This window comes from Rhodoplanes sp., from assembly GCF_013377085.1.
In the GTDB taxonomy this organism is placed as follows: domain Bacteria; phylum Pseudomonadota; class Alphaproteobacteria; order Rhizobiales; family Xanthobacteraceae; genus Rhodoplanes.
Window position 1 is genome coordinate 49,338 of record NZ_JACAAX010000002.1, and the last position, 21,345, is coordinate 70,682.

Here is a 21,345-nt window from a genome sequence, read left to right on the forward strand (position 1 = left end):
CATCAATCTGTTCGCATCACTTGGCCCGGATCCGCCCGCGGATCGCGCGGCAGCCACTTGCCTGCCTCGACCATGGCCAAAAACTCGGCGAGCGCCGCGTTGAACACCGCCGGCTCCTCCAGATTGATGGTGTGGCCGGTCTTCGGCAGGATCAGCAGGCCGCAAGCCGGGATCACCCGCTTCATGTAGAGCGCCGGCTGCAGGCAGTGGTCGTCCTCGTCGCCGGAGACGACGAGCGTCGGCACCGGCATCTTGCGCAACCTGTCCTCCAGATCGTAGAGCGACGGGCGTCGGACCTGCACGCCCCGCATGGTGTTGGCGGCGCCGGTCGCCGAGTGCTGGCCGAGCTGGTCGGCGAACTCGCGCCAGCCGCGCGGATCCTTGTTCTGGAACTGCACCCGCGAGGCGCCGAGCGCATAGGTCTCGGCGAATTTTTTTGAGCCTTGCTCCAAAAAATTCTTCGCGACGTTTTCGGAGACGCCCTTGAAATACGCCTCGTGCTGCTTCTCGGCGCCGTAACCGGCGCCGGCGACGACCAGCGACAGCGCCTTGTCGGCGTGGTCGAGCCCGAAATGGACGGTGGCGAAACCACCCATCGACAGGCCGACGATATGGGCCTTGTCCAGACCGAGCCCGGTCACCACGTCGGCGATGTCGGAGGTGGCGCGCGCCTGCGAATAGCCGTCGAGATCGGTCGGGACGTCGGACGGCGGATAGCCGCGTGCCGCAAAGGTGATGCAGCGATAGCGGCGGGCGAAGAACCGCATCTGCGGCTCCCAGCCGCGATGATCGCCGCCGAACTCGTGCACGAACACGATCGGCGTGCCGGTGCCCGCCTCCTCGTAGTAGAGCTTCACCCCGTCACTGGCCGTCACGTAACCCATCGTCGTCTCCCTCGGCCCATCGCCGATCCCGCCCCCTCCGCTCATTCCCGCGAAAGCGGGAATCCAGAGCCACACGTCGGGCGGCCCTTGGGTCCCCGCTTTCGCGGGACGAGCGGAGATCGGGGCGACCATCTCCACTGAAAAACGTCTCAGAACATCGCCACCGTCTCGTTGATCCCACGCGCCTCTTCCACGGCCTGCGGCAGCGCCGCGCAAAAGGCGTCGACCCACTCGGTCGGCACGCTGACGCTCACCTTGATGAAGCGGTCGCCGAACGCCTTGGTGTGATAGCCGCCGTGACGGATCTGGATGTTCCGCTTGGCCATCGCCATGCAGATCGCCTCCGGCCGCAGCCCGGCTCTGTCGACCTCGATGACCAGAAAATTGCCGTTGGACGGAAACACCGGCAGATGCAGGCCGCAGGCCTCGGCAACGTCGCGCACGCGGCCCTGGCTCTCGCGCTGCGCTGCCAGCACCTGCGGGAACCACTCGCCCTTGACCTTCAGCCCGGCGATGGCGCCGCGCTGCGCCAAGATGCTGGAACCGAGATTGTTGGGCGGCGCCGCCGCGAGCGTTTCGGCGAGATCCGGATGCGTCACCACCGCCCCCATGCGCAGCCCGGCGAAGCCGAGCCATTTGGAGAAGCTCCACACCGTGACGGTGCGCTCGGGATAGAGCTTTGCCGCGAGATGATGGTCGAAGGCGAAGTCGCGATAGGTGCAGTCGTGGATCAGCCAGGCGCCGACCGAGCGGGCGATGTCGACGATCGCGGCGATCTCGTCGGCCGTGCAGCAGGTGCCGATCGGGTTGTTGGGATCGACGATGTAGATCACCTTTGTGCGCGGGGTGACCACCTTCCGCAGCCGCTCCGGGTCGAGCCGCCAGCCGTGCTCGGCACCGTAGATCGGAAGCTGAATCACCTCGGCGCCGGCGGCACGGGCGAACGACATCGGCCATGCCCAGGTCGGATCCGTGGTGACGAACTGGTCGCCCGGCCCGCACAGCGTGCGGCACACGTGATAGAGGCCGGAGACCGCACCGTCGGTGATCAGCGCCGACAGTCCGTCGAGCCCGAGGTCGTGCACCACGAGGGCGCGCAGCTCCTCCAGCCCGACGGGCGGTGCGTAGGCGTGATAATTCTCGCCCTCGATGCAGTCGACCAGCGCCTTTCGCACGGCCGGGTGGGATGGATAGTGATTGGTGTTCTGCCCCATCCAGCGCAGGCCCGGCGTGCTCATCAGCCGGTCGAAATGCTGGTTGCGGCGCTCGAAGTCCTTCATCGGCAAAGCTCCGGCAGGCGACCGGGCATCTCGCGGATGCCGGTCTGCAGGCCTCTCTCCGCCTCATGGTGAGGAGCGTTCCGAAGGAACGCGTCTCGAACCATGGGCGGGCACTGCGACCGCCCCCGCCCTTCGAGACGCCCGCCGATCCCGGGCAAGCCCGCGATCGGCGGGCTCCTCAGGGTGAGGGCGGAGAGAGGCTGGTTCATCGGTATTCGGCTCAGATGATCGAGCGGCGCGATGCGATGCCGCCGTCGATGGTGACGATCGTGCCGGTGATGTAGCCGGCCTTCGGCGAGGCGAGGAACACGATCAGGTCCGCGACCTCCTCCGGTGTGGCGGGGCGCTTGCCCGGATACTTGTCGTTGAGCTCCTCCCAGCGACTGTCGTCGCCGTACCACTCGGTGGCGCGACGCTTCATCATCTTGGTCATGCGATCGGTCGCGACCGGCCCCGGATTGACGCCGACGACGCGCACGCCGTGGTCGAGGCTGACGCCGCCCAGTGCCCGCGTGAACGCCATCAGCGCCGCATTGCCGGAAGCGCCGGCGATGTAGTTGGCGTCCCAGTTCTCGCCGGAGTTGCCGATGTCGTTGACGATGACGCCGGAGCCACGCGCCTGCATGCGCGGGTAGATCAGGCGCGTCAGGTTGATATAGCCGTAGACCTTGAGGTCCCAGCCGCGCCGCCATGCCGCCTCGTCGACCGAAACCAGATCGCCCGACGGGATGTCGCCGGCATTGTTGACCAGGATGTCGACGTCCCCGCAGGCCGCGGCCAAGGCCTCGATCGCCGGGGTCTCCGACAGGTCGGTCGGATGGACAGCGACGGCGACGCCGTACTCCTTGCGGATGCGGTCGCGATTGGCCTCGAGCTGCTCGCCCGACCGCGCCGCCAGATGCAGCGAGCATCCCTCCGCCGCGAACGCCAGCGCGGACGACAGCCCTATCCCCTTCGAGGCGCCCGTGACCAGGACGCTCTTCCCTTCGAGTTGAAGATCCACTTTTTTCTCCGATGGGACGTCAGAGTGCTTCTGCGGAATATGCGCGGTTGGCGAGCCATTCCCCGAACGCGACGAGGCCGTAGAGAAGCAGACCGGCGAGGCACAGGACGACGATGGCCGCCATCGACACCTCGGTGTCGGCCCGCGCGGTCGCGAAGATGATCAGATAGCCGAGCCCGGCCTGGGCCGTGATGAACTCACCGATGATCACGCCGATGATGGCGAGCGTCATGGCGATCTTCATGCCGCTGAAGATGTAGGGCAGCGCCGAAGGAAAGCGGATCGACGTGAACACCTGCCACTCGGTCGCGGTCAGCGACCGGCACAGGCGCAGCATGTTCCGGTCGACGTTCATGAAGCCGGCCGTGGTGGCGATCACGACCGGAAAGAAGGCGATGAACACCGAGAACGCGACGCGGGACTGCATGCCTACCCCGAGCCAGATGATGAACAGCGGCGCCAGCGCGATTTTCGGGATGAGCTGGAAGAACACGAGGTTCGGGTAGAGCGCGTCGCGGGCCAGCGACGAGTAGGTGATGAGGATCGCGAGCGCCACGCCGAGCACGGTGGCGAGCAGGAAGCCGACGGCCGATTCGAGCGTGGTCGGCACGGCGTGCATGAGCAAGATATCGTGCCGCGACACGATGTACTCGGCGATCGACAGCGGCGACGGCAGGATCACCGGGGGGATCTTCGCCACCGTGACGGCCACCTGCCAACCGGCGAGCAGCAGGAAGGCGAGGCCCAGCGGCAGTCCGACGGAGCGGAGGCTTCGGATGGCGGTGCCGGCCGGAAGCTTCAGGCTGGCGCCGGTCTCGGTTCCGATGGTGGCGTTGGCCATGGGCGATCACTCGGCTTTCGACCCGGCGGGCCGCACCGGCGGCGAGGCCGACGCATCGGCATGCGCCTCCTCGATGCTGAGACGCAGCCGCCGGCAGACCTGGGTGAACTCGGCCGTCTCCTCGATGTCGAACTTTCGCGGGCGCGAAAACGGCATCGGCATGTCGAGGATGATGGTGGACGGCCGTCCGCCCATCACCAGCACGCGGTCGGACAGATAGGCGGCCTCGCGGATCGAATGCGTCACGAAGATCACGGTCTTGTGGTAGGTCTCCAGGATCTCCGACAGGGCGACGTTCATCTGGTCACGCGTGATGGCATCCAGCGCGCTGAACGGCTCGTCCATCAGCAGAATGTCGGGATCGTGGACCAGCGCCCGGCAGATCGCGACGCGCTGACGCATGCCGCCGGAGAGCTCGGCCGGCTTCTTGTTCTCGAAGCCGGCGAGCCCGACCATACGCAGCAGCTCGTGGGCCCGGTCGCGATATTTGTCCACCGGCAGCTTCAGGATCCGCACCGGGAAGAGGACGTTCTCCAGCGCACTCTTCCAGGGCAGCAGGGTCGCGTCCTGAAAGATGATGCCGATGTCCTTGCGAGGGCCGGTCACGGCCGACCCGTTGAGGGCGATCGAGCCGGCCGTGACGGACTCGAGGCCCGCCACCATCATCAACAGCGTGCTCTTGCCACACCCGCTCGGCCCGAGCAGGGAGACGAACTCGCCCTTGCGCACCGTCAGCGACGCGGAGGCGACCGCCTGGATCGCCCCGTTGCGCCCCGGATAGGTTTTTTGCACACCGTCGACCGAGACCAGAGGCGGTCCGGCTGGCGCGGCATGCAGCGATGCGAGCACGGCCTCGGCCCTAGACAAGATAGCGCCGGTACGGCTGCGCACTCTTCTCGGCGGCCACGAGGTCGGCTGCCGAAAGCTTGAGCTTGCCGGCGAAGCGGTTAGTGAACAGCGCGTCGAGGTCCGGCGCCACTGCGTTCTCGCCGGCTGCGTATTTCACCACCAGATCCGCCATCGTCCTCACCTTGGCCGGGTCGGCATAGCCGAAACCCTGCTCCTTCACCTCCGGCACCAGATTGGTGATGTTGGTGAGGCCGAGGCCGATTTGGGTGTAGGCCTTGCCGGACGAGGAGATCGCCACCTCGCTGTTGGCCTTGAGGAAGATCTCCACCGCCTCGTCGAAATTGGTCATCGCGAACCTGATCGCCTCCATGGCGCCCTCGACGAAGGCGGCGCACAGATTCGGATCCTCGGCGATGCGCTTGGGCTGGGTGATCAGCGACTGCCCGTAGAACTGGATGCCGACCGCGGAGAACAGCAGGAAGCGCACGTCGGTGCCGATGGAGACCAGCGACGGCACGGTCGAGGTGGCGAAGGCGGCGGCCGCGTCGACCTGCTTCTCGATCAGCGAGCGCTCGCGCACCTTGCTGTCCACCTGCACGAGCTGGATTTTTGAGAAATCGATGCCGGCCTTCTCGGCGTAGAGCGGCAGGAACGGGTACTCGCCCGACGACACGCTGGCGCCGAGCTTCTTGCCCTCGAGATCCTTCGGCGTCTTGATCGGCGAGCCGGCGAGCACGCCGATGCCCATCAGGGCGTCGTAATTGATCTGGCCGATGCAGGTGATCGGCAGCTTCTTGGCGGCCTGCACGATCACGGTCGGGGTCGCCGACATGCCGAAGTCGAACGTGCCGGCGCCGACCGCCTGGGCGGCCGCACCGGAGCCAGATCCGCGCGCCACGCTGACGTCGAGCCCGACCTTCTTCCAGAAACCGCGGTCGCGCGCGACGTAGGCGAAGAGGTTCGGCCCTTCCGGGATCCACGAGGTGGTGAACGACACCTTGGTGAGGCCCTGGGAGATCGCCGGGGTGGCGAGCGGCAGCGCTCCGGCCGCGAGGCCGGCGCCCCCGAGGGCACGCAAGACGCTTCGACGAGACATCGACCGCTTCACAGGAACCTCCGCCAGGGTCAAAACTGCAATAATTCAGTGCGTTGTCCCATATTGTATGGAAAAATACATTATTTGCATGCAAAAATATCGATCAGGCGGGCAGGTTCGATCCGCCACCGTTTTCGGTCTCTGAATCAGGGACTTCGCCGATCGCGCGAGCATCGTTGCACGGCGATTGAGCGCCGGCGCGGCGAACTTGGGCATGCGAACCGGCGTCCGCCGGACACGCTCTCCACAGCCCGACGGCAGCTCACGCCGAACGAACCGGACGTTAGCCAAGCTCTTGAGAACTGCGCGCCGGCCCCCGATTCCGGGCTGGGCCTCGGCCCGGCGCAACCCTTCGACAAGGGTCAGGGAGGATGACACTGGAGAAACCGGTGCAGGACCCGTCTCCTGCGGCGGCAGGTCCCGGGGCTCCTCGTCCGACATGGCTCGCTTGAGCGTCCGGCAGGGCTCCGACCCTGCCGTTGCGCGGAACTTGCATTACGTATCCAGGATAGATGGAGCACCCCCAAAGATGTTGACCGCCATCATCGTGAACGACCGCGAGCCGCGCCGAGAGCTCGACTGCAGCGTGTGCGGCAAGAAGATCGCCCAGGGCTACACCCGCGATCTCGGCACCCGCATCCTCTACGACTGCTTCCGTTGCTTCAGCGTCGACGAGGTCGCGACCGAGGTGATCATGGGCTCCGGCGACCAGAAGCGCGCCGCGCGGAGCTGAACGATCGCCCCGTCCGCCCGATCGGTTCGGTTGCGGCCGGGTCGGGCCGACAGCACCACAACCTCACACAACCGGAGATGGGCGTGTTCGTGGTATCATAGCCCTCCGAAATCGTGAGGGTGCATATGGTCTACGCGTTCGATACGCTCGGATACGCCACGCGGCTCCGAGAGGCCGGCGTGCCGCAAGCTCAGGCAGAGGCTCACGCGATGGCGGCGCGGGATTTCATCATGGCCGAGCTGGTCACCAAGGCGGACCTCCAGGTCACCGCCGACGCCCTGCGCGCCAGCATGGATGCGCTGGATGCGCGGTTGGGCGGCCGAATCGACCTGCTCGAATCCAGGATCGACAAGCTCGGGCTGCAGCTCACGGTCCGGCTCGGCGCGATGCTGGCCGCCGCGGTCGCCATCCTGGCCGCCCTTCAGAAGCTGTCCTGATCGCCCCGCCAAGGCGGCTTTTCCGGCGGTCCGGCCCGCGCCATAGTGGGCATCCAGCCCTGATCGAAAGCCCTGCCGTGTCGCAAAAGCCCGCCGTCCTGTTCGTCTGCCTCGGCAACATCTGTCGCTCGCCGCTGGCCGAGGCGGCCTTCCGGGTCGAGGCGGCGCGGCGCGGCCTCGACGTCGAGGTCGACTCGGCCGGTACCGGCCACTGGCATGTCGGCGAGCCGCCCGACCGCCGCGCCCAGGAGACCGCGCGGCGCCACGGCGCCGAGATCGGCCAACAGCGCGCCCGCCAGGTGACCCGGGACGATTTCCGCCGCTTCACCCACATTGTCGCGCTCGATCTGCCGGTGCTGTCCGCGCTGCGCCGGCTGCGCCCCGAGAACGGCATCGCCGAGCTCGCGTTGCTGCTCGACCATGTCGAGGGGCGGCGCGGCCAGCCGGTCGCCGATCCCTATTACGGCGACGACGACGGCTTCGAGACCACCTGGGCCGACGTGACCAGCGGCGCCGCGGCACTGGCCCGCAAGATCGCCGGCCCATGAGCCGGTCCGCGAGCCCGTCCGCGGCGAGCCGCCTCGCCGAGATCGGCGCGGCGCTGCTCGGCGGCACGCTGCACCGCGCCGACCCGATCGATGGCGGCGATCTGTCCGACGTGATCAGGATCGTGCTGGCCGACGGGCGCGAGGCGATCGTCAAGGGCGGCCCGGCGCCGCACGTCGAGGCCGCGATGCTGCGCGCCATTGCAGCGGCCGGAGCGCCGGCGCCCGCCGTGCTGGCCGCGAGCGACGACGCACTGGTGATCGAGATCCTTCGGTCCGGCGGCCGTCTCGACGACGCCTGGGCGAGCCTCGGGACCGCGCTGGCGCGCCTGCACGCGACGACCGGCGACCGCTACGGCTGGCATCGCGACTGCGCGTTCGGGCCGGTCGCGATCGTCAATGCCTGGACCGACGATTGGCCGACCTTTTGGGCTGAGCGGCGCCTGCTCACGCACGCGCCACATGTGCCGGCTGCCGTTGCGCGGCGCCTCGAAACGCTGGCGGCCGACCTGAAGAACCGTTTGCCGGCGCGGCCGCGGCCGGCGCTGCTGCACGGCGACCTGTGGGGCGGCAACGTGCTGGTCGCCGGCGATCGCATCACCGGGCTGATCGACCCGGCCTGCTGTCACGGCCATGCCGAGGTCGATCTCGCGATGCTGGCGCTGTTCGACAGACCAGGTCGCGACTTCTTCGACGCCTACGCTCCGCTGGAGCCGGGCCATGCGCAACGGTCAGCGGTCTACAGCCTGTGGCCGGCGCTGGTCCATCTGCGCCTGTTCGGCGCCGGATACAGATCGATGGTCGAGCGATTCCTGCAGGCGAGCGGCGTCTGATCACAACCGACCGTCGAGAATCGGCTCGGCCGGCGGCGCCGAGCCGAGCGATCGCACCATTCGCGGTTCGACTTGGAGAATGTCGAACGATCGTCCGGCGTTCGCCCCGTGGCCGCAGTGCTACGCGTTCCGATCAAAGCACTCGGACTTGACCCGCTTGATCTGAGCCCAGGTGAGCTTCCGCTTGCGCGCTTCGCGAACCGCCTCCTTGGGCCCGAACTGCGCCGCATAGGCCTGCGCCTCCTGGCACGACACCGGAAGCGGTTCGGCCGAAGCGGTCATCGGCTTGCCGACATGGGCGCGCGGGCCGTCGGACGCGCCGCCTGCAGAATAGTTGGATGAGATCCCCCCCTGAGAAGAGGCCTCGGACTGACTAGTCGAAATCAAGACGACCAAAGCGGCGACCAAAGCGACGATACCCACAATACAAAGGCGGGCAGCAACGAACATCGTGATATGCATGCTCTCTCCAATTTTTGGGAAGCGGTCCTTAGAAGTCACAATTGTGTAGAGAACATGGCAGCATGCACTGCCGGTTGTTGGCAGTTCGTCCATCTGGACATCAGTCTTGGCGCGTTGGAGCGGATCTCCCGGGGTCGTCACGGCGCCATCCACAGCGTCATTGTCGGCGCTCTCCGGTTCGGCGTCTCCGCGGGCCATCGCTCGCCCGAGCGAGCCCGTTGATCCGCGTCAATCGACCTCCCCGGCTCACATTCAAGATGCATGCCGAAATCGGAACCCGACGCAGGAGGGAACCATGCGCAACTCGTCGGCATCCTGGGTCTTCGCCGCTCTCGCCCTCGCTCTCGGTCTTGGAGCCGGCCCGGCGGCGGCCGCCTCGTGCCCGCCGGGGACGAGGCTCGAGTGCAAGGGAGCAAACCCGATGCGGCCGCCGATGTGTCGGTGCGTCGCCACCGGCGGCTCCTGGTCGGGGCCCGCCTCGCAGGGCAAGGCCGAGATCAAGCGAAAGAACGTGCCGCAGGTGCAGCCGAGCAGGAAGCCGCCGGACTGACGGCGCGTCGTCTGCGACCGAGGCGGACCACATGACTCTGGCGAACCCGACCGTCGCACGTCGCGGCGTCCTGCATGGCCGACGACGAGACCGAACGCGCGCGGCGACCTGCGCACTGCTTGTCGCGGCCGCGACCCAGATGATCGACGGGGATGGCGGTCCCGACAGGACTCGAACCTGTGACCTTCGGTTTAGGAAACCGCTGCTCTATCCGGCTGAGCTACGGGACCGTGCGGCGACGACTAGCATATCGTCGAAAACGATGCATCCGGGCCGCGACGTCCTGCGGGGCGGGGTTGTCGGGCACCGGGCCGCCCCAGACGGGCGAACCGGAACCCGTGGCCCGGCACGTCCGGACTCGCCTTTCCCCGGGCGGCCCGGCATCGTCGTGCCATGCGCGTCGCCCGGCCCTCGATCCCTCCGCCTCCGACCCCAGGGCCGATGCGCCTCGCCGGCAGGATGGGCGTGCTGATGACGGCCGTGCTGGCGCTGGCGGTCGCCGGCGCAGCGCCGGCCCCCGCGCAGGCGCCGACCCATTCGGCCCTCGCCGCGCCGCCGTCCGGTTCCGCCGCGCCGCGCCTGACCGCGCTCGGCTGCGCCCTGTCGGACCTCCCCGGCGGCACCGTTACGGCGGTACCGGACGGGCGCTCGCTCAAGCTCGCCGACGGCCGCGAGGTCTTGCTGGCCGGCATCGAGGTGGCGCCGGTCGAGTTCTCATCGGAACCGGCAGCGGGGTCGACCGCAGCGGTGGCCACGCCCGGAAACACGACCCCGCCCCCCACCACGGCTGCCGGCGCGCAGCCAAGCCCCGGAGCCGAGGCGCGCGAAAAACTCGCCGCCCTGGTGCGCGACCGCGAGGTGGTGCTCCGTCAGGGCGCGCCGCAGCCGGACCGCTGGAATCGGCTGGTCGCCTGGGGCTTCGTCGACGGCGACCGCCCCCTGCAACGCGAGCTGCTGGCGCAGGGGCTCGCCCGCGTCGCCGCCCGGGTCGACGACACGCCCTGCATGCCGGCCCTGCGTACCGCCGAGCGGGAGGCCCGCAAGGCCAATCTTGGCCTGTGGTCCGACCCCGTCTATGCTGCCCTGTCGGCCGAGCAACCGGCCGAGATCCTCAAGCGACGCGGGCGGTTCGCCGTGATTGTCGGGCGCGTGGACTCGGTGCGGGAGAGCGGCGGCACGATTTACGTGAATTTCGGCCGCCGCTGGTCCGAGGCGTTCGCCGGCACGATCCCCAAGCGGATCGAGCGGACGCTCCAGGCGGCCGGGCTCGATCCGCGGCGGCTCGCCGGCCGCCGGGTCGAGCTGCGGGGCATCGTCGAGCAGCGGGGTGGGCCGCGGATCGAGATTCTGCGGGCCGAGCAGCTCGCGATCGAGGGACACTGAGGCCGCAAGGAATACTGAGACCACGAGGGATGGGGTCGGAGTCGGTGACGTCGGTCGGACACCGAGGCAGCTTGCGATTCGGGTGGCGCGCCGCAGCATGGCGCCGTGCCGCCGTGCTGGCGCTTGCCCTGGCGCTGCCGGCGCTGGCCGGCTGCTCGTCCTGGATCTCGACCCTCGACCAGACCGGCGGCATTCCCGAGCCGCGCCGGACCACCGAGCAGCTCACCCCGGCGCAGCGCGAGCACCGCCGCATCCTCGCCTCCTATGGCGGCGCCTACAAGGACGCCCGCCTGGAGGCCATGATCGCCAGCATGGTCGACCGGCTGGTCGCCGCCTCCGAGCGGCCCGAGCTGCACTACAAGGTGACGATCCTCAACTCGCCCGCCATCAACGCCTTCGCGTTGCCGACCGGCGACCTCTATGTCACCCGCGGCCTGATCGGGCTGGCCAATGACGGCTCCGAGCTCGCCTCGGTGCTGGCCCACGAGATGGCGCATGTGCTGGCCCGCCACGCCGCCATCCGCGAGGACCAGGCCCGCCGGGTCGCCATCGCGGGCGCCGCCGCGGCCGATCCGTCCGACACCACCGGGGCGCTGGCGATCGCCAAGACCAAGCTGGCGCTGGCGAGCTTTTCGCGGGCCCAGGAGTTCGAGGCGGACGGCATCGGGGTCGGCATCGCGGCGCGCTCCGGCTACGACCCGCACGGTGCGCCCCGCATCCTCGGCGCGATGGGGCGCTTCGCCGGCCTGCGCTCGGCGAGCGGCGCCGATCCGCGCTCGCTCGACTTCCTGTCGTCACATCCGGCGACCCCGGAGCGCATCGAGAACGCGCTCGCCAATGCCAACAGCCAGCCCGTCTCCGGCGAGCGCGACCGCGCCGAGTTCCTCGCCGCCGTCGACGGCCTCGTCTATGGCGAGGACCCGATCGAGGGCTTCGTGCGCGGGCGGCGCTTCCTCCACCCGAAGCTCGGCTTTGCGTTCACGGCGCCCGAAGGCTTCACGCTGGAGAACACCGCCCAGGCGGTGCTCGGCAGCCGCGACGGCGGCGACCAGGCGCTGCGGCTCGACATCGTCCGGCCGCCCGCCGAGCAGACGCTGGCCGACTATCTCAATGCCGGCTGGATCGACAATATCGAGCCGGGCTCGGTCGAGGAGACCACGGCCGGCGGCTTCCCGGCCGTGACGGCCGCGGCCAAGGGCGATCCCTGGTGGTTCCGCGTCGTCGTCATCAAGAACGGCGCCGACGTCTACCGCTTCGTCTATGCCAGCAAGACCCGCTCGGCCGAGGTCGACCGCGCCTTTCGCGAATCGGCAAACTCGATCCGCCGGCTGTCGCTCGCCGAGGCCCGCAACGCCAAGCCACTGCGCCTGCGCATCGTCACGGTGCGGCCGGGCGACACGGTGGAGAAGCTCGCCGGCCGGATGGCTTTGATCGACCGCCAGGTCGAGCGTTTCCGGGTGCTCAACGGCCTGTCGGCGACCGACGCCCCGAAGGCCGGGGACAAGGTCAAGCTGGTGGTCGAGTAGCCGCCGGCAGGGAAATACCGTCCCATCGATCACGCCTGCGGCGTGGCGCGTCGACCGGGCACGAGAAGAATGTCTGCCGGGGCGGGCCCGGCGAGACCGAAATCCCTCGCGCACCCTCCGGAAGAGTACGATTTTTCGTTTTGCTCCCGCCGCGTTGCCCCAGGGAGATGGATATTTTAATGAGGAGACCCTCATCGACGGGCCGCGGGCCCGCGAAGTCCTCATCGACGGGCTGAGCCCGTCCGCAGTGGAGAGATGTCATGGCCGAAGCCGCGCTGAAACCGGTGCCGCCGTCGCAGGCCCGCGTCGCGGGCCGCGGACGCGTGTTCGAGTCGATCACCGACACCATCGGGGACACTCCGCTGGTCCGCCTCAACCGCCTGCCGCAGATTCAGGGCGTCAAGGCCAATATTCTCGCCAAGCTCGAGTTCTTCAATCCGATCTCGTCCGTGAAGGACCGCATCGGCGTCGCCATGATCGACGCGCTCGAGGCCGAAGGCCGGCTCAAGCCCGACTCGGTGCTGATCGAGCCGACCTCCGGCAACACCGGCATCGCGCTCGCCTTCGTGGCGGCGGCGCGCGGCTACCGGCTGATCCTGGTGATGCCCGAGTCGATGTCGATCGAGCGCCGCAAGATGCTGGCGCTGCTCGGCGCCGAGTTGGTGCTCACGCCGGCCGCGCAGGGCATGAGCGGCGCCGTGGCCCGCGCCGGCGAGCTGGCGCAGGAGACGCCGAACGCCATCATCCCGCAGCAGTTCAAGAACCCGGCGAACCCCGAGATCCATCGCCGCACCACGGCCGAGGAGATCTGGAACGACACCAACGGCGTCATCGACGCCTTCGTATCGGGGGTCGGCACCGGCGGCACCATCACGGGCGTCGGCCAGGTGCTGAAAGCCCACAGGCCGTCGATCAAGATCATCGCGGTCGAGCCGGAGGACAGCCCGGTGCTGTCCGGCGGCAAGCCGGGCCCGCACAAGATCCAGGGCATCGGCGCCGGCTTCGTGCCCGACGTGCTCGATCGCGCCATCATCGACGAGGTGGTGACGGTCGGCAACCAGACGGCCTTCGAGACCGCCCGGGCGCTCGCCCGCTACGAGGGCATCCCGGGCGGCATCTCGTCGGGCGCCGCCGTCGCGGCCGCCCTCAAGATCGGGGCGCGGCCGGAGTTCGCCGGCAAGACCATCGTCGCCGTGCTGCCCTCCTTCGCCGAGCGCTATCTGTCCACCGCGCTGTTCGAAGGGCTCTGATCGCCTCGACGAGATATCCGCCTCACGGCGGGTCGGACGACACCGGCGGCCGGTCCTCGATCGAGGGCCGGCCGTTCGTTTTGGCACGCCGCACCGAGACGAGCTGCCACACCGCAAAGGCGACTGCACTGCCGGTGAACAGCACCTCGATGGCGACCAGCGGCCAGTCCATCGGATCGCCTTTTCGCGCGGCTCAGCGGGCCGGCGGCCGGCCGGACCGGGCGGTGGGCCGAACCGGGGCCGAAGCCGGCGCGGACGCGTCGCCACCCGGCTGCGGGGCGCGCGGCCGCCGCAGCGTCGCCAGCTCGCGAAACGCGAACCCGAAGACCACGGCGAGGGCGAGGATCAGCTCGACCAGGACCAGACTCGAATCGCCGTCCATGCGTCCTCCGTCCGGCCGGATGCCTCCGGTCCTCAGCGGGCGCCGCGCCTGCGCGGAATGCCGCCGTCGGGCGGGCCGGGATCGTTGGCCGGCCTGCCGACATAGGACGGCGTCTTCGCGACGGCCGTCGTCGCGGCCGCCGGCCCGGCCTTCGCCTCTGCCGCCGCGGCCTCGGCGACCGCGAGATCGCTCATCCGGTAGCTGGTCCGCAGGCTCATCCAGGTGCCGTAGGCGGCAAGAAGCGCCAGCACGCCGGCGAGATCGAACCAGGACAGCAGCTCCTCGCCGTCCAGCACGAGAAACAGCACCGCCGTCTTGAGGCCCGCATAGGCGAGGAAGAACAGGATCACGGGCCGCATGATCTCGCCGAAGGCGGCGACCGAACGCAGTCCCGGCTCGGTCGGGACGATGCCGCGAGCCGCGGCGGCGGCGCGGGCAGCCAGCACCCGGCGCTTGTGGGCGAAGCCGGCGAGCAGCAACACGGCCGCTGCCGCGAAGAAGGCGGTGCCGATCCAGTTCTGCATGGCGCGCTCCCGATAATCCGATCTTTTGCGGTCAGCGCATCATGACCCCGGCACAAAGGCAAATCACAGGGCCGGGACCGTGCCGGACCCGCCGCGAAACGGAACCGGCGGTACTGCCAGGACGGACCGAACGAGATCGACCACAGAACGTCCGTCTCGGCCCCGACCTAACCCCGACGGGCAATTCCTCCCTGCGCGCTCTCCCTGATTGTTTTTGTTTCTCCTGGCTCTAGCATCGTCGGTGCGGGGGTCGCCTCCGCTGTGTCCGGCACGCCGAGCCCCCGCCCGTCCGGATCCTCGACCGACAGCGCTGGCGTTCGACAACGTTGGACATGAGGAGAGGAACAATGACGAGATGGCTGCGGGGCTTCACCGCCGTCGTCGCCGTGCTGGCGGCTGGAACGATGTCGTTGTCGTTCGACGCCGTCGCCCAGAGCGGCAAATCGCGCCAGAAACAACGCCCCCCGACCGTCAGCTTCAAGGAGGACATTTTCCCGATCCTGAAGGGCCGGTGTCTCGACTGCCACCAGCCGGGCGGCGCCGGCTTTGACGCCAGCGGCCTCGACCTGCGGACCCATGCGGGCCTGATGAAGGGTACCAAGTTCGGCCCGATGGTGGTGAAGGGCGATCCCGACGGATCGAGCCTGATGGCCCTGCTCGACTGGCGGGTGAAGCCGGAGATCCGGATGCCGCATGGCATGAAGAAGCTCTCCACCTGCGACCGCGACGCCATCCGCCACTGGATTCAGGAAGGCGCGCTCGACAATTAGAGTTTGGGCTTTTCAATCAGGAGTTTTGAAGTCGGGCCTGCCTGTTTCAGGCAGATCGACTGCAGTGTCCGGCGACGGGTTCCGGCCGTTCGGGGTCGCGCCGAACGATGTCCTCGCGATGTGACCGGGTTTGGCCGGGCGGGGCAGTGTGCGGCAGGCAATTCGGCGTGGCTTCGTGCGAGGAGCACCTCGCGCGAGGCGGAACAGGGCATCGCAGTGCGCCGCACGCGGCCGTGCGGCGTGGCGTCGCGCGAGAAGCGGCGGCGAACCGAACATTAACAGGCATCCGCTAGGGTCGCGGCTCGGCAGCCGTGCAGCGGAGGGGATGCGTTGGCCTTGACGGAGACCGACCACGGCCGCGGCCTTTCGCTCGCCCGGCTGGCCGCCCGCCTGACGGCACGCCTGACCGCCTGGCGGCGGGACGGAAGCGACCGCTCGGTGGCGCAGCGCAGCGCCGGCTCGGCCTTCCTGATCCGGGTGGCGAGCGCCGGCATCATCTTCGTCACCCAGATCCTGCTGGCCCGCTGGATGGGCCGCTTCGAGTTCGGCATCTACGTCGCCGTCTGGGCCTGGGCCAGCGTGCTCGGCCCGCTCGCCCCGCTCGGCCTCGCCTATTCGGCCCAGCGCTTCATCCCGGAATACCGGATGCACAACGACGGCGACGGCCTGCGCGGCTTCGTCGCCGGCGGCCGGGCGCTGTGCTTCGGCTTCGGCCTGGTCGCCGGCGTGCTGCTGGCGAGCGCGGTCTGGTTGCTCGGCGACCGGGTGCCGCAAGGCTTCGTCGTCCCCTTCCTGATCGCCGCCGCGACCCTGCCGATCTTCTCGCTCAGCATGACCCAGGACGGCATTGCCCGCTCGTTCGACTGGATCGCCCTCGCGCTGGTGCCGCTGTTCATCGTCCAGCCGGTGATGATCCTCGCCGTGATGGGCGGCCTGCACGCCGGCGGCGGCCCGATCGACGCCGTCGCGGCGCTGGCGGTCACCGGCGGCGCCATGTGGCTCGTCACCATCGCCCAAGCCGTGCTGATCGGCCGGCGGATGCGCCGAGCCGTGCCGACCGGCCCGCGCCGCTTCGACGTCGGCTACTGGCTGAAGACGTCTCTGCCGATCTTCCTGGTCGACAGCTTCTTCGTGCTGCTGTTCTACGTCGACATCCTGGTGCTGCAGCTCTTCGTCGGCCCGCAGGACGTGGCGATCTACTACGCGGCCAGCAAGACGCTGTCGCTCGTCCACTTCATCTCGTATGCGGTCGGCGCCGCGGTGGCGCACCGCTTCAGCGCCTATCACGTCGCCGGCGAGCGCACCAAGCTCGAGGGGTTCATCGCCGACGCGATCCGCTGGACGTTCTGGCCGACGCTCGCCTTCGGGCTGCTGCTGTTGGCGCTCGGCAAGCCGATCCTGATGCTGTTCGGGCCCGGCTTCGACGCCGGCTATCCGCTGATCGGGATCATCATGATCGGGCTTCTCGCACGCGGCGCCGTCGGGCCGGCGGACCGGCTGCTCAACATGACCGGGAACCAGCCGCTGTGCGCCGCCGTCTACGCGCTCGCGCTCGCCACCAATGTCGTGCTCTGCGTGGTGCTGATCCCGCGCCACGGCATCTTCGGCGCCGCCTTCGCGACCGCCGGGGCCGTGGTGGTCGAATCGCTGCTGCTGTTCCTGGCGGTGAAGCGGCGCCTCCATCTCCACGCCTTCATCTGGCGTCCACGCGGGCGCGGCTGAGCCATGCCGACGACCGCCCGCTCCGCCTTCCGGACCGAGTGGCGGCCGCTCGTCGGGCTCGCCGGCGACGCCGCGCTGCGGACCGAATGGGACGCGCTCGCGGAGCGCGCCGTCGAGCCGAACGTGTTCTACACGCCTGCCGTGGCGCTCGCCTGCGCGCCCCTCTATGGGCACGGCGTCGGCGCCGTACTGGTGCGCGATGCCGGCGGCCGGCTCGCCGGCCTGTTTCCGCTTCGGGCGAGCCGCACCCGCTGGGGCGTGCCGATCCCCGTGCTGATCGGCTGGACGCATCCCTTCGCGCCGCTCGGCACGCCGCTCGTCGATCCCGCCGACCCGCAGGGCGTCGTCGCCGCGACGCTCGATCATCTCGCTCGCAAAAGTGCGACGACGCTGCTGCTGCCTTACCTCGCAGACAACGGTCCGGTCGCCGTGGCCCTCGGCGCCGTGCTGATCGCCAGCGGCCGGCGTATGGCGATCTTCGATCGCCACGCCCGCGCCGAGCTGGTGCGCCCGGCCAGTCCCGACGCTGGGCCGGCCGTCGTCGATCCACGCCGCAAGGAGCACGCCCGCCAGCGCCGCCGGCTCGCCGAGCGCGGCACGCTCACCTTCGACCTCACCGCGGGCGAGGCGACGGTTGCGGCCTTGGCGGACTTCCTCGATCTCGAAGCGAGCGGCTGGAAGGGCACGGCCGGCACCGCGGCGATCGCGAGCCCGGCCCAGCGCGCCCTGATCGAGACGGCCGTCGCGGGTCTCGCGGCCGAAGGCCACGCCAGCATTGCGCGACTGCGGCTCGACGGGCGCACCGTGGCGGCCGGAATCGTGCTGGCGAGCGGCGGCGGCACCTGGTTCTGGAAGACCGCCTATGACGAGACGCTGGCGAAGTTCTCGCCGGGCGTTCTTCTCGCCCTCGACCTGTCCGACGCGCTGCTGCGCGACGCGCGCATCACCGTGGTCGACTCCTGTGCGGTCGCCGGCCACCCGATGATCGACCGGCTGTGGGCGGACCGCCGGGTGCTCTCCGACCGGCTGATCGCGCTGCGGCCGGGCGGCGCCGGCTTCACGCTCGCCTACCGGCTGGAAGGGCTCCGCCGCGCCGCCATCGCAACCGCGAAGGCAGCCCGCGACCGGCTGCGACGATAACCGGCACTCGTCGCTGCGACCGTCTGCCCGCCTATTACCTGATCGTCACCTGCTGCGTCATGCCCCACTGGTGCGGCTGACCGGCCGCCGGCCCCGCCGCATCGGAGCGCTGGTCGGGGGCGGCCAGGATGAGGGCCCAGAAGACCCGGTACTTGGTGCTCGGCGCGTAGACGGCGCCGATGCCCATGCGGGTCGCCTCCTTGGACAGCATGTTGGCGCGGTGGGGCGGCGAATCGCGCCAGCCCGAGAAGGCCTCGGCGAGCGTGTGATAGCCGGCCGAGACGTTCTCGACCGCCATCCTGGCATCGAAGCCGGAGGTCGTCATGCGGGTCTTGAAATCACGCCCGACATTGTGGTCGAGCTTGTTCTTGGCGGCCATGGCGCCGGCCTGCTCCTGCGCCAGCCGCATCAGCACCGGGTCGAGCGCGACGACGCCGAGCCCGTTGTTGCGGCGATAGCCGGAGATCATCGAGGCGGCGGCGACCGGATCGAGCTGCCCCCCCTTGGTGAGGTTCTGATAGAAGCTCGGCTCGTCTTGCGACGGATCGCGGTCCGAGGCGCAGCCGGCCAGCGCCAGCGCGGCGCCGCCGCCGATCAAGAGGACGATGTCGCGCCGGCGCGGCCGGAACGGGTGCAAGGCGGACGTCATCGCGTCGGCTCCTCGAGCAGGATCGGGCCGGGCACGCGCTCGTCGTGCGGCGGATAGGGAATCTTGATGCCGGCCTCGCGGAACTCTCGCAGCACAGCGACGTGCAGGTCGCTCTTCACCGAGAGGCCGTTCTCGACATTGGCGAGGATGCAGCGCAGCTCGAAGTCGAGCCCGATCTCGCCGAAGCCGAGCAGATAGACGCTGGGCGGCGGCGCCCGCAGCACCAGCGGATGGGCGCGGGCGCAGCCGACCAGGATGTCGCGGACCCGCTCGACGTCGCTGTCATAGGCGACCCGCAGCTTCACGGAGACGCGGCCGAGCGTGTTGCCGTGCGTCCAGTTCTTCACCGCGCTGGTGATGAACTCGGAGTTCGGGATGATCACGCTGGCGCGGTCGAAGGTCTCGATCTCGGTGGCCCGCACGCTGATCTTGCGCACGAAGCCTTCCTCGCTCTTCACCACCACCCAGTCGCCGACCCGGATCGGCCGCTCGGCCAGCAGGATCAGGCCCGACACGAAGTTCGACACGATCGACTGCAGGCCGAAGCCGATGCCGACCGAGAGGGCGCCGGCGATCAGGGCGATCTTCTGCAGGTCGATGCCGACGGCGCCGAGCACGGCGGCGAGCACGCCGATCAAGCCGGCATAGCCGAACAGCGTCGAGATCGAGTGCTGCAGGCCGGGATCGAGCGCGGTGCGCGGCAGGAAGCTCGTCTCCAGCCAGCGCTGCGCGCCCCGCACGGCGAGCACGCCGAGCAGCAGGATGGCGATGGCGCCGAGGATCGTCTGGATCGAGATGGTGACGCCGCCGACCTGCCAGCCGAACGCCGCCTCGGCGAGCTTCGTCAGCACGTCGTCGGCGAACACGCCCCAGGGGCCGAGCACGGCCAGGATGGCGAGCACCAGCACGGACAGCCGGATCACGGCCGAGAGCAGCGTCGCGATCAGGTCGAGGCCGCGCGGCGACAGGCCGAGCAGCGCCGCGAACGCGCGGCCGCGCTCGCTGGCGCTGGACAGCACCTGGGTGAACAGCGCGTCGACGAAGGCGTCGACGATGACGAGCGCACCGGCGAGCGTCAGCACGATCACCAGCCGGCTGGCGACGAAGGCGGAGAGCGCGATGTAGCCGACGACCAGCGGCACCAGGATGGCGGCGACGAACAGGCCGAGCAGCACCCGCACGACGCTCAGGCCCGGGCCCGACGGCGTCTCGTCGACGACGCTGCCCTTGGCGGTCCGCCACATGAAGTCGAAGGAGAGCCCCGCGATGACGATGGAGAGGAGCGCGCTGGTCGCGACCGTCAGGGCGATCGGCGCCGTCGTGGTCTTGTGCAGCAGATTGAGGAAGTAAGCGGCGCCGAGCGCACGCGACGCCCAGGTGAGGTGCGCCGTCGCCCGCGACGCCTCGGCGTCGGACCAGCCGAACAGCCGCCGGCTCGGCTGGTCGGCCGCGAACAGCGCATGCGCCACCGCGCGGCCCGAGCTGGCGGTCAGGACCGACAGCGCGAGGCCGATGCCGAGCGCCTTGATCCAGGCCGGCATCAGGCCGAAATTCTCCAGCACCAGCACCGTCACCAGCACGGCGCCCGGCATCGTCACGGCGTAGCCGACCAGCACCATGACGGCCTGATAGGCGCGGTCGAACCGCACCGCCAAGCCCTCGTCGACCATGCGATGGCGCAGCCAGCGCAGCAGCAGCACGGCGGCGAGGCCGAAGCCGAGCAGCGTCAGGGCGGCGCCGATCAGGCTGCCCTGGCTGGCGGACGTGCTCGCATACATCCACCAGGCGCGCAGGAGCTGGACGATCCGTCCCGTCTCCGACGGCAGCGCATCCCTCACATCGGTCCAGAAGGTGTGGCTGAACAGGCCAGCGTTGCGGGCGAACAACTCGCGGGTGAACAGGCCACGGCGCAGATCCGTCACCTTCTCGCTCGCCTCGTCGGCCCGCACCGTCAGGAGGCGGGCCTGCTTGAGCGCGGCCTCGATGTCGCCCTGGCGCTTGACCAGCTTGGCGCGCTCGGCGGCGACGCCGGCGTCCTCCTTGGGCTCGTCGTCCTCGGGCGCATCGCCGAGCTGCTTGAGCTGGGCGGTCGCCTGGTTGGCCTCGTCCTCCAGCGACGCGATGGTGTCGCGCAGCTCGGACCGCATCGGAGTCAGGCGACGGCGCATCTCGGCGAGCGGCTCGTCGAAATGAAAGTCCGCGGCCAGCGCCTTCTCGATCTCCTCCAGCGCCGTCTTGGCCGACTCGAGATTGGCGACGACCGCCGGCTGTTGCGGCGCCGGCTGGGCCGGCGTGGTCGACGCGGCCGGCTTGGGCGGCGCTGGCTTGGCGCCCTGGGCGACGGCCGCGCCGCCGAACCATGCGGTCGCCAGCACCAACACGGCCAGCGCCAGCGTGGCGAGTGGCGCGCGGGCGGCGCGCCGCCCGATGCGGCGCTTCGGCCGTTCCGTCTCCTGCATCCCCCGCCCCCGTGGTCTCTCGGCCTG

Annotated in this window: 23 protein-coding genes and 1 tRNA gene; 11 read left to right on the top strand and 13 right to left on the bottom strand. The window is 69.5% G+C overall.

Annotated elements, in window-relative coordinates:
• Positions 1-2 precede the first annotated feature (2 nt).
• From HXX10_RS02160 to HXX10_RS02185, 6 genes are all read right to left on the bottom strand, one after another.
• Complete coding sequence (locus tag HXX10_RS02160; RefSeq protein WP_296519767.1) at positions 3-884, bottom strand: alpha/beta hydrolase; 882 nt, start codon at positions 882-884, stop codon at positions 3-5.
• A 149-nt stretch (positions 885-1,033) separates the two neighbouring features.
• A complete protein-coding gene (locus HXX10_RS02165) occupies positions 1,034-2,164 on the bottom strand; it encodes a pyridoxal phosphate-dependent aminotransferase (protein WP_296519768.1) in 1,131 nt (376 codons plus the stop codon).
• Positions 2,165-2,384: 220 nt separating this feature from the next.
• Positions 2,385-3,167, bottom strand: a complete 783-nt coding sequence (locus tag HXX10_RS02170) for an SDR family oxidoreductase (RefSeq protein ID WP_296519770.1) — start codon at positions 3,165-3,167, stop codon at positions 2,385-2,387.
• A gap of 19 nt (positions 3,168-3,186) precedes the next feature.
• Positions 3,187-4,008, bottom strand: a complete 822-nt coding sequence (locus HXX10_RS02175) for an ABC transporter permease (protein WP_296519771.1) — start codon at positions 4,006-4,008, stop codon at positions 3,187-3,189.
• A 6-nt stretch (positions 4,009-4,014) separates the two neighbouring features.
• Positions 4,015-4,857, bottom strand: a complete 843-nt coding sequence (locus HXX10_RS02180; RefSeq protein ID WP_296519773.1) for an ABC transporter ATP-binding protein — start codon at positions 4,855-4,857, stop codon at positions 4,015-4,017.
• A 10-nt stretch (positions 4,858-4,867) separates the two neighbouring features.
• Positions 4,868-5,953, bottom strand: coding sequence for an ABC transporter substrate-binding protein (locus HXX10_RS02185; protein ID WP_296519775.1), 1,086 nt, complete (start codon positions 5,951-5,953; stop codon positions 4,868-4,870).
• 529 nt (positions 5,954-6,482) lie between these two features.
• On the opposite strand from HXX10_RS02185, the gene HXX10_RS02190 reads away from it, so the two are divergent.
• From HXX10_RS02190 to HXX10_RS02205, 4 genes are all read left to right on the top strand, one after another.
• On the top strand, positions 6,483-6,686 hold the full coding sequence (locus tag HXX10_RS02190) for a hypothetical protein (protein WP_296519777.1): 204 nt from the start codon (positions 6,483-6,485) through the stop codon (positions 6,684-6,686).
• 125 nt (positions 6,687-6,811) lie between these two features.
• Positions 6,812-7,123 carry a hypothetical protein gene (locus tag HXX10_RS02195; RefSeq protein ID WP_296519779.1) on the top strand — a complete coding sequence of 104 codons (312 nt, stop codon included), beginning with the start codon at positions 6,812-6,814 and terminating at the stop codon, positions 7,121-7,123.
• 77 nt (positions 7,124-7,200) lie between these two features.
• Positions 7,201-7,671 carry a low molecular weight protein-tyrosine-phosphatase gene (locus tag HXX10_RS02200; protein ID WP_296519781.1) on the top strand — a complete coding sequence of 157 codons (471 nt, stop codon included), beginning with the start codon at positions 7,201-7,203 and terminating at the stop codon, positions 7,669-7,671.
• Entirely contained in the window at positions 7,668-8,501 is an 834-nt protein-coding gene (locus tag HXX10_RS02205; RefSeq protein WP_296519783.1) for a fructosamine kinase family protein, read from the top strand. Before HXX10_RS02200 ends, HXX10_RS02205 begins: the two co-directional genes overlap by 4 nt.
• 120 nt (positions 8,502-8,621) lie before the next feature.
• On the opposite strand, the gene HXX10_RS02210 is transcribed toward HXX10_RS02205, so the two are convergent.
• Complete coding sequence (locus tag HXX10_RS02210; RefSeq protein WP_296519785.1) at positions 8,622-9,056, bottom strand: hypothetical protein; 435 nt, start codon at positions 9,054-9,056, stop codon at positions 8,622-8,624.
• 202 nt (positions 9,057-9,258) lie between these two features.
• Between HXX10_RS02210 and HXX10_RS02215 the strand changes: the two genes are divergently transcribed.
• Positions 9,259-9,513 (top strand): hypothetical protein, encoded by a 255-nt coding sequence (locus HXX10_RS02215; protein ID WP_296519786.1) that lies wholly within the window; start codon positions 9,259-9,261, stop codon positions 9,511-9,513.
• Positions 9,514-9,666: 153 nt separating this feature from the next.
• Here the strand turns inward: HXX10_RS02215 and HXX10_RS02220 are convergent.
• Positions 9,667-9,743, bottom strand: a tRNA-Arg gene (locus HXX10_RS02220).
• 211 nt (positions 9,744-9,954) lie between these two features.
• Between HXX10_RS02220 and HXX10_RS02225 the strand changes: the two genes are divergently transcribed.
• The 3 genes from HXX10_RS02225 to cysK all read left to right on the top strand — a co-directional run bounded on the left by HXX10_RS02225 (position 9,955) and on the right by cysK (position 13,672).
• The gene (locus tag HXX10_RS02225; protein ID WP_296519787.1) at positions 9,955-10,896 is read left to right on the top strand and encodes a thermonuclease family protein; all 942 of its coding nucleotides are present in this window, start codon (positions 9,955-9,957) and stop codon (positions 10,894-10,896) included.
• Between the two features lie 29 nt (positions 10,897-10,925).
• Positions 10,926-12,422: a M48 family metalloprotease gene (locus HXX10_RS02230; RefSeq protein WP_296519788.1), complete on the top strand. Its 1,497-nt coding sequence runs from the start codon at positions 10,926-10,928 to the stop codon at positions 12,420-12,422.
• 260 nt (positions 12,423-12,682) lie between these two features.
• The gene (gene cysK, locus HXX10_RS02235; protein WP_296519789.1) at positions 12,683-13,672 is read left to right on the top strand and encodes a cysteine synthase A; all 990 of its coding nucleotides are present in this window, start codon (positions 12,683-12,685) and stop codon (positions 13,670-13,672) included.
• Positions 13,673-13,694: 22 nt separating this feature from the next.
• Here cysK and HXX10_RS02240 read toward each other — a convergent pair whose 3' ends face one another.
• Genes HXX10_RS02240 through HXX10_RS02250 form a run of 3 tightly spaced genes read right to left on the bottom strand, consistent with a single transcriptional unit; the run spans position 13,695 to position 14,578 of the window.
• Positions 13,695-13,844, bottom strand: coding sequence for a hypothetical protein (locus tag HXX10_RS02240; protein WP_296519791.1), 150 nt, complete (start codon positions 13,842-13,844; stop codon positions 13,695-13,697).
• 21 nt (positions 13,845-13,865) lie between these two features.
• Positions 13,866-14,054: a hypothetical protein gene (locus HXX10_RS02245; protein WP_296519792.1), complete on the bottom strand. Its 189-nt coding sequence runs from the start codon at positions 14,052-14,054 to the stop codon at positions 13,866-13,868.
• Between the two features lie 32 nt (positions 14,055-14,086).
• Complete coding sequence (locus HXX10_RS02250) at positions 14,087-14,578, bottom strand: hypothetical protein (protein WP_296519794.1); 492 nt, start codon at positions 14,576-14,578, stop codon at positions 14,087-14,089.
• A gap of 347 nt (positions 14,579-14,925) precedes the next feature.
• On the opposite strand from HXX10_RS02250, the gene HXX10_RS02255 reads away from it, so the two are divergent.
• The 3 genes from HXX10_RS02255 to HXX10_RS02265 all read left to right on the top strand — a co-directional run bounded on the left by HXX10_RS02255 (position 14,926) and on the right by HXX10_RS02265 (position 18,210).
• On the top strand, positions 14,926-15,348 hold the full coding sequence (locus HXX10_RS02255; RefSeq protein ID WP_296519795.1) for a c-type cytochrome domain-containing protein: 423 nt from the start codon (positions 14,926-14,928) through the stop codon (positions 15,346-15,348).
• A 336-nt stretch (positions 15,349-15,684) separates the two neighbouring features.
• Entirely contained in the window at positions 15,685-17,070 is a 1,386-nt protein-coding gene (locus HXX10_RS02260) for a lipopolysaccharide biosynthesis protein (protein WP_296519797.1), read from the top strand.
• Positions 17,071-17,073: 3 nt separating this feature from the next.
• Positions 17,074-18,210, top strand: coding sequence for a GNAT family N-acetyltransferase (locus HXX10_RS02265; protein ID WP_296519798.1), 1,137 nt, complete (start codon positions 17,074-17,076; stop codon positions 18,208-18,210).
• A 34-nt stretch (positions 18,211-18,244) separates the two neighbouring features.
• Here HXX10_RS02265 and HXX10_RS02270 read toward each other — a convergent pair whose 3' ends face one another.
• Together HXX10_RS02270 and HXX10_RS02275 are read right to left on the bottom strand one after the other, a co-directional pair.
• A complete protein-coding gene (locus HXX10_RS02270) occupies positions 18,245-18,859 on the bottom strand; it encodes a CAP domain-containing protein (RefSeq protein WP_296519800.1) in 615 nt (204 codons plus the stop codon).
• Complete coding sequence (locus HXX10_RS02275; RefSeq protein ID WP_296519802.1) at positions 18,856-21,318, bottom strand: DUF3772 domain-containing protein; 2,463 nt, start codon at positions 21,316-21,318, stop codon at positions 18,856-18,858. The genes HXX10_RS02270 and HXX10_RS02275 overlap by 4 nt, the downstream gene beginning before the upstream one ends.
• Positions 21,319-21,345: the final 27 nt, after the last annotated feature.